The sequence below is a fragment of the Microbispora bryophytorum genome (genome assembly GCF_006874465.1).
Taxonomy (GTDB): Bacteria; Actinomycetota; Actinomycetes; order Streptosporangiales; family Streptosporangiaceae; genus Microbispora; species Microbispora bryophytorum.
On sequence record NZ_VIRL01000001.1, the window covers coordinates 565,379 to 580,948 of the forward strand.

Sequence of the window (15,570 nt, forward strand, 5' to 3'; positions counted from 1 at the left end):
CGAAATGTTCTAACAGGGGGACACAAATGCGAGGGTGGCGCGCACGCTGCGCGTCACCGAACGGTCGGTGGAGCGGTGGCGGCGTGCCTGGCGTGAAGGCGGCACCATGGCGCTGGCCTCCAAGGGCCCACCCTCGCGGCCCAAGCTCAGCCCCGCGCAGTTCGCCCGGCTGGAAGCCGAACTGGGACGCGGGTTCGCCGACGAGCGGTGGACGCTGATGCGGATCAAGACGCTGATCGGCCGGATGTTCCACATCGGCTACACGGTGCCCGGGGTGTGGCTGCTGTTGCGCCGTAACGGCTGGTCGTGCCAGCGCCCCGCCCGGCGGAGGATCGAGCGCAATGAGGCCGCGATCGAGGTATGGAAGAAGGAGGTGTGGCCGTAGGTGGAAAGGCGGCGGCAGCCTCTGGCGCCTGGATCTGCTTCGAGGACGAAGCCGGTTAAGGGTGAGGCCGCCTCAAGCGCGTACCTGGGGCCGGCGCGGGCGTACTCCGGTGGTGCATGTGTGCGGTGGCGGCACCGGTCGGGTGAACATCGCCGCCCTGGTCTGCTACAAGAGCGGTGAACGCTCCCGGCTGATCTACCGCCTGCACGTGTATCGGGGCCGCAAGGGCGAGTCCAAGGCTTTCGGCTGGAGGGACTAGCGCGATCTGCTCCTGACCGCCCACGCCCAGCTCGGCGCCCCGATCGTGCTGGTCTGGGACAACCTGAATTTGCACCTGGTGCTGGCATAAAGGCCTTCGTAGCCGAGCACGCCGACTGGCTAACGGTCTTCCAGTTCCCCGCCTACGCCAGGTCGGGGCGCTTGTCGTTGTTCGGCATCCTCGCGGAGGGAACGGCGCACGGTCGGCGGACTGCCGCCGCTGTGGAAGCCGGACCCACACTTCGCCACACCTTCAGTTGCCACCGTAGGGTTTCGGTATAAGACGTTTACGACCGTTCAGCTCTACCCAATGACACACTGAAGACGTCGGTTTATATCGCGCAACCCCGAAGGCCGCGAAACGATGTGGGCTTCAAGATTGTGTTCTTCTTGGCGGTGAAACTCCCCAGTATGATCGTCATGACCGTGCACAAGGTTGTCGCCAGCCTGAGGAACGAGCCCGTCACTCCTCTTCCATTTGGCAGTACCGAGCGCTGGGCTTCTCTCTCCTGATGGCAGGATTCCTCATCTTTGCCGTGATCTTCGGTGTCACCCACTGAGACGCCGACCACTTCGCCTCCTTGGCCGCCATCGCCGGGGGGTGCCCTCATCTCCTACAGCTGATTGACCAAACACGACGCGGCCTCTTAGTGAGTGCTTCAGCCTGAAAGATGGCGAGAAGTACCACTTCTTGTGCGTGTCGCCACGGTCGGCGTCGAGGCGTCAGAGGTCGGTTTGTGAGTTGATGCCCCTTCCGGCGTTGGGTTTGGAAGAGGCGGGCTGGTCAGCGGGGTGGCTGCTGGGCTAGGGGCGGGGCTGGGCGAACAAGCCGGGCTCGGTCTCGATGAGGATGCCGCGGCTGACCAGGCGTTTGAGCTTGGAGCGGATGTTCTCGGTGTTCTTGGACACGATGGGCAGGTCCAGGGCCTGGCACAGGTCGCGAGCGCGTAAAGGCTGGCCGGTGTCGGCGAAGATGGTCAGGATCTGCTGGTAGGCGGGGTGATCGGGAACCGCGGCCGGTGGTGCGGCCGGCTCGGCTTCGCTTTCGCCGTCGGCGAGCGACACGGGACGAACCCCCTGTCGGCGGGGTTACGCTCGACGACCTTCACGTCGATGCCGAGCGCGGCGCCGTGGTCGACGACGGCGTTCTTGAACCCCTGGTCGACCAGCGCCGTACGCACGCTGCTGGGCGGTGTGGCGGCGGTGAGCCGGTCCAGCAGGACGATCCCGGCGGCGTTGTCGTGCACCGATGCGGCCAGTACCACGACCGCGATGACCAGGCCCAGCACGTCCACGGCCAGGCCGCGCTTACGCCCGGGCACCTTCTTGCCCGCGTCGCGGCCCGTGGTGTCGGACGGGACTCCGGCCGCCGCGTGGACGCTTTGGGTGTCGAGCACCACCAGGCTCGGGTCGGCTGATCGCCGGTGTTTCTCGCGTGCCTGCCAGCGCAGCAGGTCGTGGATCGTCTGGTCGGTGCCGTCGTCGCGCCATTTGGCGAAGTAGTAGTACACCGCGCTGCGGGGCGGCAGGTCGTGGGGCAGGTAGTCCCACTGGCAGCCGGTCCGGCTCTGGTAGAGGATCGCGTTGACGATCTCCCGCAGGTCGTATCACACCGCCATCACAGCATGCCCAAGTCCATTGATCGGCCGTAACGCTACAAATTCACGCGATTACACCACGCACTCAGGCATACCCTTGCGAATCACCCTCTGATTGCGGATCTGGGCACCGCTTCGATCACTTGGGCGTCGTTGGTGCTCCTGGTCGCCGCCTGCGTAGCCGTGATCGGCGGTAAGAAGCACGCCTTCCCCAAGGGTGCCTGAAGCAGATGGCCACGGGCCCCAAGGACCACTCCGGCACCCGCTTCATGCACGGGTGAGCAGGCCGGCGAGCGTGGTCTGAAGGATCTCTCCGTACATGGTGGCGAAGTCCACCCGGGAACCCGCGAGCCGGGGGTCGGCCGTGGCCTCGACGACGGTCGGGGTCGGGTTGCTGAACGGCCACAGGCCCACCAATGAGACGACGGCGTACTCCGTCAGGGTGAGCGCGGCGTCCGCGGTGAGGGCCGGCACCCGGTCCCTGACCAGCTTCGCCAGCCTGGTGCGGTGTTCCAGGTCGACGAGTTTGTAGATGCGTACGGTGTCGGCGGAGACGTTCCGCTCCAGGACGCTCGGCAGCAGGCTCCACAGTTGGCACAGGACCGGCCGGGCGGCGAGCGAATCGGCCCAGGCCCGCATCACCTGGTCGGGCTCGCACGGCGCGGCCGGCCACTCGTCCGCCAGCGCGTCGAGCCAGGCCAGCCGGAGCCTGGCGAGCAGCCCTAGGAAGACGCCCTCCCGGCTCTCGAAATAGCGCACCACATGCGTCTTGGACACCCCGAGCCGGCGCCCCAGCTCCCGGAGGCTGATCTCGTCGGCGGGCATCTCGGCCAGCAGCGCCTCCGCGGCGTCCAGGATCTCCTGCTTGCGGAGCTCCCGGTGCTCGGGCCGCCTGGCCCGCTGGAAGGACGGCGCCTCCACCTCGTCCATCGAACCTCCTCGCGCACCGCGGATCATGGCTCCCACATTAGCGGTCCATCGGACACTTGATACGTGTCCACTGGACCGCTATAGTCTTAAAGGTCCGATGGACACCTATATGAGGAGTATTTCCGTGATCACTTACCCGAACCTGTACGTCGGCGGCCAGTGGGTCGCCCCGGCCACCGCGGACGTACTGGAGGTGCGTTCCCCGCACGACCGCTCGCTGGTCGGGACCGCGCCGCACGCCGCCCCCGCCGACGTCGACCGGGCGGTCGCCGCCGCCCGCCGGGCGTTCGACGAGGGCCCCTGGCCCCGGATGAGCCCGCAGGAACGGAGCGCCGTCGTGGAGCGGTTCTCCAAGCTCTACGCGGTCCGCGCCGAGGAGTTCGCGGCCCTGGTCACCTCCGAGAACGGCTCGCCGCTGTGGTTCACCCGCTGGACGCACCTGCAGTCCCTCCCGGAGATGACGGAGGCGTACGTGCGCGCCGCCGCCGCCCTCGGCTGGGAGGAGCAGGTGGGCGCCGTCGGCGATGCCACGACGCGGCTGCGCCGCGAACCCGTCGGCGTGGTGGCCGCGGTGATCCCGTGGAACGCACCCCACCAGTCGGCCCTGGTCAAGCTGGTGCCCGCGCTGCTCGCCGGCTGCACGGTCATCCTGAAGGCCTCCCCGGAGACGGCGCTGGACGCCTTGGCCCTCGCCGAGGTCTTCGACGAGGCAGGCCTCCCCGAGGGAGTGGTGAGCATCCTGCCTGCGGGCCGCGAGACGAGCGAGTACCTGGTCGCCCACCCCGGCGTGGACAAGATCGCCTTCACCGGCTCCACCGCGGCCGGCCGGCGCATCGCCTCCATCGCCGGGGAGCAGCTCAAGCGGGTCAGCCTGGAACTGGGCGGCAAATCCGCCTCGATCATCCTCGAGGACGCCGACCTGACGGCGGTCGTGGCAGGCCTTAGGGCCCTGTCGCTGGGCAACAACGCCGAGAACTGCGTGGCCCACACCCGCATCCTCGCCCCGCGCAGCCGCTACGAGGAGGTCGTCGCGGCGCTGGCCGCCATGATGGAGGACGTCCGGGTCGGCGACCCCTCCGACCCCGAGACCTTCATCGGGCCGATGGTCCGCGCCGACCAGCAGCAGCGGGTGCGCTCCTACATCGAACTCGGCGTCGCCGAAGGCGCCCGGATGGTGACCGGCGGACTCGAGACCCCTGACGGGCTGGAGGGCGGCTACTACGTCCGTCCGACGCTGTTCGCCGACGTCGACAGCGACATGCGGATCGCCCGCGAGGAGATCTTCGGCCCCGTCCTGGTCGTCATCCCGTTCGACGACGAGGACGACGCCGTCCGCATCGCCAACGACTCCGAGTACGGCCTCGGCGGTGGCGTGTGGGCCGCCGACCGGGAGCACGGCATCGAGGTCGCCCGCAGGATCCGGACCGGGTGGATGACCGTAAACGGAGCCGCCCCGACCTACGACGGCGCCTTCGGCGGCTACAAGAGCAGCGGCATCGGCCGCGAGTTCGGCGCCGCGGGTCTCGCCCAGTACATCGAGTACAAGACCATCGCCGCCTGAGGACCAGGAGGACCATCATGCGCGAAGCCCGTGTCACCCTCGGGCACACCGACATCTCCGTCCGGCCGATCGGCCTGGGCTGCATGGGGATGTCCCAGTTCTACGGCGACGCCGACGAGGCGGAGTCCGTCGCCACGATCCACGCCGCCGTCGAGGCCGGCATTGACTTCTTCGACACCTCCGACATCTACGGCGCCGCCGGCGCGGCCACCGGACAGCCCCAGAAGGGCTTCGGCCACAACGAGGAACTGCTCGGCCGCGCCGTGCGCGGCCTGCGCGACCGGGTGGTCCTGGCGACCAAGTTCGGGGCGCGGCCCTCGGAGGAGGGCGGGGTGGCCTACGACGGCCGCCCCGAGTATGTGGCCGCCGCCTGCGACGCCAGCCTGCGCCGCCTCGGCGTCGACCACATCGACCTCTACTACATCCACCGCCTCGACCCCACCGTGCCGATCGAGGACACCGTCGGCGCGATGGCCGACCTGGTGACCGCGGGCAAGGTGCGCGCCATCGGGCTCAGCGCGGTCAGGCCGGACATACTTCACCGGGCGGCCGCGGTGGCGCCGATCTCGGCTCTCCAGAGTGAGTACTCGCTCTGGGCCCGCGAGGTGGAGCAGGAGGTGCTTCCCACCTGCCGTGAGCTGGGCATCACCTTCGTCCCGTACAGCCCCCTGGGGCGAGCCGCGCTTGCCGGCCGCTTCACCAGCGGCACCTCGTTCTCCGGCGACGACTTCCGCTCCACTCTGCCCAAGTTCCACGAGGAGAACTTCGCGGACAATCTCCGCCTCGTCGAGGGGCTGAAGGCGTTCGCCGACGAGCGGGGACACGCCCCGGGCCAGGTCGCCCTGGCCTGGCTGCTCGCCCAGCCGTACGACATCGCGCCCATCCCCGGCACGAAGCGGGCGGCGTACGCACGCCAGAACGCCGCCGCGACGGCCGTGCCGCTGAGCGCGGACGACCTCGCCTTCCTCTCGGGCCTGTTCGACCCCGCGCTGGTGCGTGGCGGGCAGTACGGCGAGCTCAACGTCCGCCCCCAGCACTGATTTGCGCATTCCGACCCTCACAAACGACAAGCGATCGAGGAACCACCATGACCGACGACCAGCAGGAATCCGGCTACGCGGCCGCACTCGACACGGCCGCGCGGCTGCTCGGCAGGCGGCTGGAGCCGTTCCTGGAACCCGGCCCGGGCGAGCCGGCCAACGCCGCGGACTTCACGCGCCTGGCCACACTGCACACCTTCGGCGACGCATGGCCGCGCACCGACGTCCTCGACACCCGCACCCGCGCCATCATCTCCGTGACGATCGCCGCCACCCTGGGCACGCTCGAACCGCTGCGCGGACAGCTCCGCATCGCACTCGGCAACGGAGTCACTCCACAAGAGATCGTCGAGGCGTTCATCCACATCGAGGCGTACGCCGGCGCCGCCCGGGCCTTCGACAGCTATCAGATCGCCCGGCAGGTCTTCCAGGAGATCCACGCAGCCGAACAGCCCCGGTGAGAGCCGCGCGCAGTGGTCACCCAGGCCAACCTCAGGTGGCCAGGGTGCTGCTCGCGAAGAGGTTCTCCATGACCGCCGGGGCCGCAGGCCCTGGACCTGGACCTGCCCATCGTGTCCAAGAACACCGAGGCATCCGCTCCAAGCTCAAACGCCTGGTCAGCCGCGGCATCCTCATCGAGACCGAGCCCGGCTTGTTCGCCCAGCCCCGCCCCTAGCCCAGCAGCCACCCCGCTGACCAGCCCGCCTCTTCCAAACCCAACGCCGGAAGGGGCATCAACTCACAAACCGACCTCTCAGAGCGCTGTGCGCTCCGCGTTGCGCAAAAGACTCCGCTAAGAAGCGTGCCGGAACGCCTCGGCGGCGGCGAGGAAGACGTCGTTGGCCTCGCGGTCGCCGATGGAGATCCGGGCCCCCTCCCCGTCGAACGGACGCACCGCGACGCCCGCGGCCGCGCACTTCGCGGCGAACTCCATCGTGCGCTCGCCGAGGCGCAGCCAGACGAAGTTGGCCTCGGTGGGCGGGACGGTCCAGCCCTGCGACAGCAGCGACTCCCTGACGCGGGAGCGCTCCTTGATCACGGTCTCGACCCGCTCCTGCAACTCGTCCTCGGCCTGCAGGGACGCGATCGCGGCGGCCTGGGCGAGGTGGTTGACCGCGAAGGGCAGCAGCGTCTTGCGGACCGCGGCGGCCACCGGCTCCTGGCCGATCAGGTAGCCGACCCGCAGCCCCGCCAGGCCGTACGCCTTGGAGAACGTGCGCAGGACGGCGACGTTGGGGCGCTCGCGGTAGAGCGTGAGGCCGTCCGGCACGTCCGCGTCCCTGACGTACTCCCGGTAGGCCTCGTCGAGGACGACGGTGACGTTCTCGGGCACGCGGTCGAGGAACCGGGTGAGCTCGTCGGCCCGGTTCACCGTCCCGGTCGGGTTGTTGGGATTGCACACGAAGACCAGGCGCGTCGCCGGCGTGATGGCGTCGGCCATGGCGTCGAGGTCGTGCGTCTCGTCACGCAGCGGCACCTCGACCGCGTTGGCGCCCGAGAGGCCGACCAGCAGCGGATATGCCTCGAACGAGCGCCAGGCGTACATCACGTCGGCGCCGGGCTCGCCGACCGCCTCCAGGATCTGCTGGGCGACCGCCACCGATCCGGCGCCCAGCGCGACGTGGTCGTACGGCACGCCGAACCGCTCGGCGAGCGTCTCGGTGAGCCGGACCGCGCCGGGATCGGGATAGCGGTGAACCTCTGTGGCCGCCCGCGCGATCGCCTCCACCACCGACGGCAGGGGTCCGAAGGGGCTCTCGTTGGAGGACAGTTTGTATGACCGGCCGTCCGGGGAGACCACGGCCTTGCCCGGCTTGTAGGCCGGCATGGTGTCGAGGATCGAGCGGAATCGAGGCATGTCCTAACGATAGGAGATCCGCCTGGCCGGGCGGCACCCCGCACACCCCCTGTGGACGACCGGCAGGCCCCGCCCCTACTCGTAGTAGGCGTAGAGCGTCTTCCAGGTGCCGGCGTACTGGCAGTTGAGGGACGGCTTGGCGGCCTTGCGCTCAGAGCAGGTCTTCAGCTCGACCTCGCCGACGTTCTTGGCGGTGAAGGCGAACTTCTTCTTCGCGCCGTAGGAGCAGGTGCGGTAGTTGCGGTAGGCCAGGTGCGGCTTGTTGGCGGCGTCGAAGTAGCTGACGCGGAACAGGGCCCAGCCGCAGGTGTACGGCTTGTGGGTCAGGCTGGTGACGCTGCCGGCGACCTTGACGTACGGCGCGGGCAGGCTCAGGTTGTCCTTGGCCGCGGCTTTCAGGGAGCCGCTCACCTTGGCCTTCGACCCGGCCGCGTAGTAGGGGCCCCAGGACTTGGACGAAGAGGCCTGGGCCGCCGTCGCGGTGGCGAGCGGGGCGAGGGCCAGAATGCCGGCCGCGATCGTGATGCCTGCCAGGGAGCGGGTGAGGGTCATGGCGGGGTCCTTTCCTCTGTTGTTGCGGACAGCTTGTCCCGGGGCGCTTTCAAGGCCCTTGACGTCCGCTGTACCTCCCTGGCGGGCCGGAGATCTCACTACCGGGCTCGAAGGCAAGCACTAAGATCCACCGGCATGTGGCGGAAAGCAAGAATCGTGATGGCCGGCGCCTGCGCGGCCGGCGTGTGCGTCGTCCCCACCGCGACCGGACCCGCGACCGCCGCGACCACCGAGACCGCGATCGCAAAGGCCGCACCTGCCAAGACCGCGACCGCCAAGACCGCGACCGCAAGGGCCGTGACCACCGAGGCCGCGACGGCGAAGGCCGCGACCCCGGCCGGGGCGAAGAAGAAGCCCTACTGCGCCCGCTACAAGTGCATCGCCCTCACCTTCGACGACGGCCCGTGGCCCTATACCCCGGCGCTGCTCGACACGCTGAAGAAGCACAGGGCGAAGGCCACCTTCTTCCTGCTCGGCAGGAAGGTGGCCAACCGTCCCGAGCTCACCCGGCGGATCCACGAGGAGGGGCACGACATCGGCAACCACACCTGGACCCATCCCTCGCTCACCGAACTGTCCGACGGTGAGGTGTTCGAAGAGGTCTCAAGCACCTCGGACATCATCAACCAGACGATCGGTGAGACGCCCGACTACATGCGCCCGCCGAACGGGGCGACCAACTCCAGGGTCGCGAGTCTCATGGCCGATCTGGGACTGCCGCAGATCCTGTGGACGGGGTCGACGCTCGACTGGCAGGCTCGCGACACCAAGGTGATCGCCCAGCGCACGCTGAAGCTCGCCAGGCGCAACGGCGTGATCCTGCTGCACGACATCGTCCCCGAGACGGTCAAGGCCATGCCCGGCGTGCTCACCGCACTGGAGAAGCGGCACTACAAGTTCGTCACGCTGACGACCCTGCTGCAGGGCCGCACACTGCGCCCTGGCGAGATCTACCCGCCCCGCGGCAGGTAACCGGCCCCCGGCGCCGGCTCCGCGTGCGGAGCGGACGCCCCCGGCGGCAGGGGCACCGGCAGAGATGCCGGCGGGGGCACCGCCGGCACAGACGGAGGCACTGCCGGAACCGGCGGGGACACTGCCAGCACCGGCGGGGCCACCGGGGACACGGCAGAGGCGACCGCCGTCTCCGTCAGGGGGACGCGGCCCGCGTCTGCCGTGAGCGAGCGGTCCAGGGCCGCCCGCATCCGGGGTTGCAGTGGCCGCTCGACCAGCCGGTGCACGCCGTACGCGACCACGAGCGCGGCGGCCACGGCCAGCGGGAGCGTGAGGCGGTTGCCCAGCGCCGGGTGCAGCCACCGGATCACCAGGAACCCGATGTGGTGGTGGAAGAGGTAGAGCGGATAGGTCAGCGCGCCGAGGAAGGTGAGCCACCGCCAGTCGATCCGATCGAACGCGCCGACCGCCACGAGGACCATCACCAGGAAGATCAGCGAGATCACGCCCACCACGAGCGCCGAGCCCAGCGCCTGCCCATATCTGCGGACCACCGGTGATCCCTCGCTCAGCGCCGTGTAGAGCCCGAGGATCCAGCCCACGCCCACGAACAGCCAGGGGAACAGCGACCCGCCGAAGCGGTGCACGAGAAACAGGGCCATCCCCGCGATGAAGTACGGCGCGCTGAACGGGACGAGCACCACCTGCAGCAGGTCGGCGTCCACCCGGTCGGCGATCGCCAGCAGCAGCACCCACGCCCCCATGAACGCCAGGCACCGGCGGTAGGTGATCCCCACGGCCGCGAGGCAGGCGATGAGGGCGTAGAAGACCAGTTCCTGCCACAGCGTCCAGTAGACGACCTCCAGGTCGCGTACGGCGAAGCCGTGCTGAAGCATCGTCACGTTGGCCAGCAGTTCGGTGAGGCTCGGCCGGTGATCGGTGGTCAGCCCGAAGACGGCCAGGCTGCCCAGGACGAGCACGCTCGCCCAGTACGCCGGGAACAGCCGGGCGATTCGCGACGCCGTGAAGTGGCCCGGCGTGCGGCCCCAGGCGCTCATCAGGATCACGAATCCGCTGATCAGGAAGAACAGGCGCACGCCGTACACGCCGAACATGGTCGCCGTGCTCAGCGTGGGAAAGGCGTGGGACGTGCCCCAGGCGCGCGTCTCGCCGAAATGGAAAAGGACGACGCCGAGAGCCGCGCAGAACCGCAGAAGGTCGAGCACGCGCAGCCGGGACGGGCCAGGAGGGATGGCCGGCGCATCGGTGATGCGGGGGGCCGCAGCCAGCATAGGCCGGAATATATCCTGAAAGATTCCTGTGAGCCGGACATTCACCCAGCGCTGGTTGTGGAGCATGCGCCCGCGCCCACCACCCGCCGGGCGCGGCCGGGCAGGCACACAGGCCGGTCGGGCAGGCAAGCCGGTCAGGTACGCGAGCCGGTCAGGAACGGGCCGGTCAGGAACGGGCCGGTCAGGAACAGACCGGCCAGGAACAGACTGGTCAGGTATTGCAGGCTGGTCAGGTGCGCAGCATGGGCGGGTGCAGCAGCACGGCGGGGCCCCGGCGGTAGAGCATGGCGGGACGGCCGCCGTCCCGCGTCGTGGTACGCCCGGTGGACACGAGGAAGCCCTCCGTCTTGGTGACCTTCCTGTGAAAGTTACGCGGGTCGAGCGGACGTCCCCAGACGATCTCGTAGACGCGGCGCAGCTCCGCGACGGTGAACTCGGCCGGGCAGAAAGCGGCGCCGAGCGAGGTGTATTCGAGCTTGCCCCTGGCCCGCTCCACGCCGTCGAGCATGATCCTGCGGTGGTCGAAGGCCATCTGCGTCAGCTCGGCCACCGGCTGCCAGCTCATGTGGGCCTCGGTGGACGCGGGCAGGTCGGGGGCGAGGCCCAGGTAGGCCACGCTGACGACCCGCTGGCGCGGATCGCGGTCCGGGTAGCCGTAGGTCTGGAGTTGCTCCAGGTGGACCGGCGCCCCGGGAAGGCCGGCCCGTTCGGCAAGCACGCGGGCCGCCGCGGCGGGGAGGTCCTCCTCCAGCTTGATGAAGCCGCCGGAAAGCGCCCACCGGCCCTCGTACGGCGGCCGGTCGCGCCGCCAGACGAGAGCACTGAGCTGCTGGGACCTGACGGTGAGCACGACAAGATCCACGCTGACGGGGATACGCGGGATCATGCGCAGCACGCTACAGGACGCGGGCCGCGACTCGGGCCGTCCGGAGTCGGCCGGTCCGGCCCCTCGCGGGAGCGTCACCACCGCTCCACACCCCCGTAACCGGGACAGGCGTCCCCGGACGTCGCCCGGCACACCACCTATCGACACACCACGATCGGGACAGCACCGGCCCGATGCCGGGCGGCCTGCACAGCACGCCCGGCACAGCATGATCGGCACAGCACAACACAGCACGGCGCGGCACGCCCGGCATGGCTCTGCCGATGCCGGGCGACGCACCGGCGGGAACGTCAGAACGCCTGCGCGGGCTTGACGTAGGTCACACGGAGGTTCAGGTAGGCCGCCGCGCCGTAGTCGTGGCCGCGTACGGCGAGCAGGTTGCAGCAGTCGAGGTAGGTCGCGGGCACCACGACGTCGATCGCCCCGGCGGCGCACTTGCCGCTCTTGGCGCTCTGCACGAGATGGCCGTTGAAGTAGACCTGCGCGTCGTTGTCCACCGTGCCCTGGATGCGCACCGCCTGCGCGTCCCGCGGCAGGTGCAGCCAGTGGCGCACCAGGATGTCCGTGTTGACCGCCCACGGGGTCTTGACGTTGGTCTGGTTGTTCCACGAGCAGGTTCCGTTGGTGGTGCCGAAGCCCGCCTGCCCCCGCTGCCAGGCGCTGTCGTCGAATCCCGGCTCGGCGAAGCCCGCCACCTGGGTCGAGGCGGGCACCTGGAGGTAGGCCCAGCCCGTGCTGTTGTAGTCGAGCGCGGTGACGACGTTCGCACGCCCGCTCGCGGCCTGGGCGGCGGTGGCCGCGGGGACGGCCAGGGCCATCGCGGCCACCAGCGCGCCCGCCGCGAGACCGGCGGGCAGGTGACGAAGTCGGTTCATGGGGCGGTCTCCTTGTCGATCGTCGAGTGCCCTGTGCGGAGGACATCTCGATGCCGGCGTGGACGGGGTCAACCGTCGCTCCGCCTTCGGCGGCGGGGCAGGCATAGGAGATCAGCGGGCGAGGCCGGCCACGCACGCGCCCCGCCGCGGCCTTGTCCGGTCCTTGTCCGCTCCTTGCGCGCAGATTGCCGGGCCGTGCTCATCGCGCGCCTCCGGCACGGACCCACCGCAGCGCCTGCGGGCCGTGCTCATCGCGCGCCTCCGGCGCGGCAGGGGGACGGGCCGGGGAACCGGCCGGCTCGGCCGGAAGGCGGTCAGCCGGTGTTGTGGTAGTAGACCGGCTCGGCGGACTTCCTCCCGTCGGCGGAGGTGACCTCCACCTTTATCCAGACGTCGTCGGGGACCGTGGCCCAGTCCACCGGGATCCAGATCTTCTCCGTGCCCGCCGGCAGCCCCTGGATCGGTGTGGTGTCGTGCCAGCCCACCGTGGCCGAGTCGACGACCCGCGGCGTGTCCAGGCCCGGCCAGCTCAGCGTGACCTTGGCCGAGCCGACGTGGTAGCCGCGCACCTCCAGGCCGTCCTGGATCTGCCGCGCGCGCCGCTGCGCCTCGATCGGGATCGGGCGGTCCCAGTCCGCGGCGATCTCCTGCGACAGCGACGGCGAGCCACAGGTGAAGAAGTCGCTCCACATGTACGAAATGATCTTCGACACGTACGGCGCGGCGAGCGTCACCTGCGTGTCCAGCCTGGGCTTGTCGGTACGCCCGCGAGTGCCCTGGCGGCCGCAGTTCTCCGTCGAGGTGGACGGCTCGAACGCCTCGACGTTGGCCCACAGGTCCACCTGGACGCCCTCCTGGACCAGCTCCTGACGGGCCTGCGACATCGCGCGGTAGTAGTCGCGGGTGCTGCCGTAGTAGGCCGTGGCGTACGTGCTCTCCCCGACGACCGGCTTGAGGCTGTCGTCCACAGGCTTGTTCTTCCAGTTGGGCCAGAACAGGCCGACCTTGCCCGTGCCCCGGCCGTCCTGCGGCGCGATGATCTCCACCCCGGTACGCGCGAGGGCCTTGAAGCCCCGGGCCACCTGGCTGGGCGTGGAGGTGTACTTCACCCGTCTGCGGCTGTCGATGTACGGGCTCACCAGGATCGGCTTGTCCGGCAGTTCCTGTTCGACGATCAGGTGCTGCTCGGCGTACACCTGGAGCGTCTGGACCTTGCTCGGGTCGGGCCAGTCCCGCAACTGCAGCTCGAACGGCTGGTAGACGCCGCCCAGCGACTCGCGGCCCTTGAAGCGGTCACCGTAGTCCTGCAGGATCCGCCGGGTCAGCGTGGTGAGCGTGCCGATGTGGCGCGGATCGGCCCGGGTGGACTCCTCGGGGTCGCGCGGCGCGAGCGGCAGGGCGGGGAAGACCTTGATGCCGAACCGGTCGCCGAGGTCGAGCAGTTCGCTGAGGCTGTCCTTGGCGCCCGCCGACACGAGGATCAGGTGGTAGCCGCGCCCCTCGCGGGTGAAGTCGCACGTGGGGTCGTCCGAGCCGTCCTCGGGCGCGAGGAGCCGGAAGAAGACGGCGTCCCCCACGACGACCTCGTGCTCCATCTGCGGGCAGCGGAAGATGCCGGGGCCGAACCGCTCGTCGGTGCGGTAGACGTACGTCCTCGTGATGCTGTTGCCCGCGTTGGCCGCCTGAAGCTCCTTTTCCGCCGCCTTCATGCAGGACAGCCCGTTCTCGACGCAGCGGGCGTACCTGGCGTCGGGCTTGGGCTCCTTGCCCTCGGGAGTCGACGCCTCAAGGACCTGGCCCTCGTCGTCGGTCTCGCGCGCCGACAGGCCGAAGCCTAGGCGGACGACCGTGTCCCCTCCGAGGCGGTGGATGGCCTGCAGCTGGCTCCGCCAGGTGCAGGGATCGGAGGTCGGGATCAGCCAGTAGCCGCTCACGGCGTACGGCGTGGTCGCCGCGGTGTCGAAGGTCCCGCAGGGGTCGGTGAACTCGCTGTGCGTCGGCGACCCGATCACGGGAGTCGAGGGGGCGGTCTGCCCGGCGCTGGCGTTCCCGGAGCCCATGCTCCCGTCGCGGAACACGATCACCACCGATGCGACGCCGGCGAGAATCGCCACGCCCAGGACCAGAGTGAGCCAGCGCACTTTCAGGACACTACCGCCCGTCGTTCAAATGATCTTGCCGCCCCAGACTACCCGGATGTGCGCGCTGCCGGGCCGGCGTCGCGAGCCGCCCGCCGTAGTGTTCACCGCGCGTTCAGCTCCTGAGCGGTCAGCTCCTGAGTTGGTCAGCTCTTGACGCCCGCCCACGCCTCTAACTGGGTGACGAACCGGCGTGCGGAGTTGGGCCAGTGGTGGTTCGCCCGCGCGGCGGCGTAGCCGCGCCCACCGGTGCCGATCCGCTCGAAGGGGTTGTCCCTGAGCTGGAGCACCGCCCGCGCCACCGCCTGGGGGTTCTGCCAGGGGACGACCAGGCCGCACTGGTAGCGCTCCACGAGCTCCACGGCGCGCGGCGAGGGGGTGGTGATGACCGGGATGCCGTGCGCCATGTACTCCACGATCTTCGTGGGCATCGAGTGGCGGTAGTTGGGCTCGTCGTGCAGCAGCGACAGCCCGGCGAGCGCGCCGTCGAGCCGCTTGAGCGCCTCGTCGTTCGGCATGAAGTCGCGCCACTCCAGCACGCCCTGGGCGACGGCCTCGTTCAGCAGGGGGCGGCTCTGCGGGTCGGCGTAGCCGATGAGCTCCACGGCCACCCGGTGCGGCTGGAGCAGGCGGGCCACCTCGACGGCCTCCTGGACTCCCCGGGCCTCCGACAGCCAGCCGAGGTAGACGACGCGGTCGTCGCCGGGCGGGCTGACCCGGTCGGGCACCCATGTCTCGTTCGGCACCACGAGGTGCTGCTGCCTGAACCGGCCCGCGTACGCCGTCTCGGCCAGCAGCAGGTGCAGCCGGCGCTCGGCCGTGGTTTCGAGGAGCCGGGCGAGGAAGCGCATCGGCGGGCGCAGGAACGCCGGCAGCCACGGCTTGAGCGACAGCGTCGCGGGGGTGTCCTCGTGGACGTCCCAGACGACCGGCGGGCGACGGCGCACCCCGGCGACCGCGAACAGCAGCTCGGGGTCGTGGATAAGGGCCAGGTCGACCTTGCCGCGCATGCTCTTGAAGAGCTTGCGGGCCGCCCGCACCGCCGCCAGGCGGCGTCGCTCGGCGGCCCTGGGGAGATCCACACCCGTCACCCACGAACGCGGCACGACTCCCCGCGCCGAGTACGGCGCGGCGTACGTGACCTCATGACCGGCGTCGACGAGCGCCCGAATCTGCCGGTGCAGGATCCGGGCGTCCTCGGGGTGATGCACCACCGTCATGACGAGCACGTGCACGCGCGAAACCC

14 protein-coding genes and 1 pseudogene are annotated in these 15,570 nt (G+C 69.9%); 5 read left to right on the forward strand and 10 right to left on the reverse strand.

All coding sequences use genetic code 11. The features are described 5' to 3' along the window. Positions 1–25: 25 nt before the first annotated feature. Positions 26–385, forward strand: a pseudogene (locus FLX07_RS38785) (winged helix-turn-helix domain-containing protein); the annotation flags it as partial. A gap of 1,062 nt (positions 386–1,447) precedes the next feature. On the opposite strand, the gene FLX07_RS02690 reads toward FLX07_RS38785, so the two are convergent. The 3 genes from FLX07_RS02690 to FLX07_RS02700 all read right to left on the reverse strand — a co-directional run bounded on the left by FLX07_RS02690 (position 1,448) and on the right by FLX07_RS02700 (position 3,171). Next, positions 1,448–1,708 (reverse strand): hypothetical protein, encoded by a 261-nt coding sequence (locus tag FLX07_RS02690; RefSeq protein ID WP_142567790.1) that lies wholly within the window; start codon positions 1,706–1,708, stop codon positions 1,448–1,450. Further along, positions 1,621–2,244 (reverse strand): transposase, encoded by a 624-nt coding sequence (locus tag FLX07_RS02695; RefSeq protein WP_208762065.1) that lies wholly within the window; start codon positions 2,242–2,244, stop codon positions 1,621–1,623. Before FLX07_RS02695 ends, FLX07_RS02690 begins: the two co-directional genes overlap by 88 nt. A 264-nt stretch (positions 2,245–2,508) precedes the next feature. Next, a complete protein-coding gene (locus FLX07_RS02700; protein ID WP_030510991.1) occupies positions 2,509–3,171 on the reverse strand; it encodes a TetR/AcrR family transcriptional regulator in 663 nt (220 codons plus the stop codon). Positions 3,172–3,295: 124 nt separating this feature from the next. Between FLX07_RS02700 and FLX07_RS02705 the strand changes: the two genes are divergently transcribed. Genes FLX07_RS02705 through FLX07_RS02715 form a run of 3 tightly spaced genes read left to right on the forward strand, consistent with a single transcriptional unit; the run spans position 3,296 to position 6,233 of the window. Beyond that, a complete protein-coding gene (locus FLX07_RS02705) occupies positions 3,296–4,732 on the forward strand; it encodes an aldehyde dehydrogenase (RefSeq protein WP_142567791.1) in 1,437 nt (478 codons plus the stop codon). A gap of 17 nt (positions 4,733–4,749) precedes the next feature. After that, a complete protein-coding gene (locus tag FLX07_RS02710) occupies positions 4,750–5,772 on the forward strand; it encodes an aldo/keto reductase (protein ID WP_142567792.1) in 1,023 nt (340 codons plus the stop codon). Positions 5,773–5,819: 47 nt separating this feature from the next. Further along, complete coding sequence (locus FLX07_RS02715; RefSeq protein ID WP_030510994.1) at positions 5,820–6,233, forward strand: carboxymuconolactone decarboxylase family protein; 414 nt, start codon at positions 5,820–5,822, stop codon at positions 6,231–6,233. Between the two features lie 332 nt (positions 6,234–6,565). Here FLX07_RS02715 and hisC read toward each other — a convergent pair whose 3' ends face one another. Beyond that, positions 6,566–7,630, reverse strand: a complete 1,065-nt coding sequence (gene hisC / locus FLX07_RS02720; RefSeq protein ID WP_142567793.1) for a histidinol-phosphate transaminase — start codon at positions 7,628–7,630, stop codon at positions 6,566–6,568. A gap of 75 nt (positions 7,631–7,705) precedes the next feature. Next, positions 7,706–8,182, reverse strand: a complete 477-nt coding sequence (locus FLX07_RS02725) for a hypothetical protein (RefSeq protein ID WP_142567794.1) — start codon at positions 8,180–8,182, stop codon at positions 7,706–7,708. Positions 8,183–8,317: 135 nt separating this feature from the next. On the opposite strand from FLX07_RS02725, the gene FLX07_RS02730 reads away from it, so the two are divergent. Continuing rightward, entirely contained in the window at positions 8,318–9,154 is an 837-nt protein-coding gene (locus FLX07_RS02730; RefSeq protein ID WP_142567795.1) for a polysaccharide deacetylase family protein, read from the forward strand. On the opposite strand, the gene FLX07_RS02735 is transcribed toward FLX07_RS02730, so the two are convergent. The 5 genes from FLX07_RS02735 to FLX07_RS02755 form a co-directional block, all read right to left on the reverse strand. Further along, positions 9,133–10,425: an acyltransferase family protein gene (locus tag FLX07_RS02735; protein ID WP_167748088.1), complete on the reverse strand. Its 1,293-nt coding sequence runs from the start codon at positions 10,423–10,425 to the stop codon at positions 9,133–9,135. The two genes, FLX07_RS02730 and FLX07_RS02735, sit on opposite strands and share 22 nt — an antisense overlap. A gap of 229 nt (positions 10,426–10,654) precedes the next feature. Then, on the reverse strand, positions 10,655–11,311 hold the full coding sequence (locus tag FLX07_RS02740) for an NUDIX hydrolase (protein WP_142567797.1): 657 nt from the start codon (positions 11,309–11,311) through the stop codon (positions 10,655–10,657). Between the two features lie 290 nt (positions 11,312–11,601). Beyond that, a complete protein-coding gene (locus FLX07_RS02745) occupies positions 11,602–12,186 on the reverse strand; it encodes a hypothetical protein (protein ID WP_142567798.1) in 585 nt (194 codons plus the stop codon). Positions 12,187–12,500: 314 nt separating this feature from the next. Beyond that, positions 12,501–14,327, reverse strand: a complete 1,827-nt coding sequence (locus FLX07_RS02750; protein ID WP_142567799.1) for a DUF4434 domain-containing protein — start codon at positions 14,325–14,327, stop codon at positions 12,501–12,503. Positions 14,328–14,470: 143 nt separating this feature from the next. Then, the gene (locus FLX07_RS02755; RefSeq protein WP_189104858.1) at positions 14,471–15,559 is read right to left on the reverse strand and encodes a glycosyltransferase; all 1,089 of its coding nucleotides are present in this window, start codon (positions 15,557–15,559) and stop codon (positions 14,471–14,473) included. Positions 15,560–15,570: the final 11 nt, after the last annotated feature.

What these genes read in the sequence shown, in the direction of transcription:
- FLX07_RS02700 (WP_030510991.1), bottom strand. Translation starts at nt 3,171, where the DNA reads ATGGACGAGGTGGAGGCGCCGTCCTTCCAGCGGGCCAGGCGGCCCGAG.
- FLX07_RS02710 (WP_142567792.1), top strand. Translation starts at nt 4,750, where the DNA reads ATGCGCGAAGCCCGTGTCACCCTCGGGCACACCGACATCTCCGTCCGG.
- FLX07_RS02715 (WP_030510994.1), top strand. Translation starts at nt 5,820, where the DNA reads ATGACCGACGACCAGCAGGAATCCGGCTACGCGGCCGCACTCGACACG.
- hisC (WP_142567793.1), bottom strand. Translation starts at nt 7,630, where the DNA reads ATGCCTCGATTCCGCTCGATCCTCGACACCATGCCGGCCTACAAGCCG.
- FLX07_RS02725 (WP_142567794.1), bottom strand. Translation starts at nt 8,182, where the DNA reads ATGACCCTCACCCGCTCCCTGGCAGGCATCACGATCGCGGCCGGCATT.
- FLX07_RS02730 (WP_142567795.1), top strand. Translation starts at nt 8,318, where the DNA reads ATGTGGCGGAAAGCAAGAATCGTGATGGCCGGCGCCTGCGCGGCCGGC.
- FLX07_RS02735 (WP_167748088.1), bottom strand. Translation starts at nt 10,425, where the DNA reads ATGCTGGCTGCGGCCCCCCGCATCACCGATGCGCCGGCCATCCCTCCT.
- FLX07_RS02740 (WP_142567797.1), bottom strand. Translation starts at nt 11,311, where the DNA reads ATGATCCCGCGTATCCCCGTCAGCGTGGATCTTGTCGTGCTCACCGTC.
- FLX07_RS02745 (WP_142567798.1), bottom strand. Translation starts at nt 12,186, where the DNA reads ATGAACCGACTTCGTCACCTGCCCGCCGGTCTCGCGGCGGGCGCGCTG.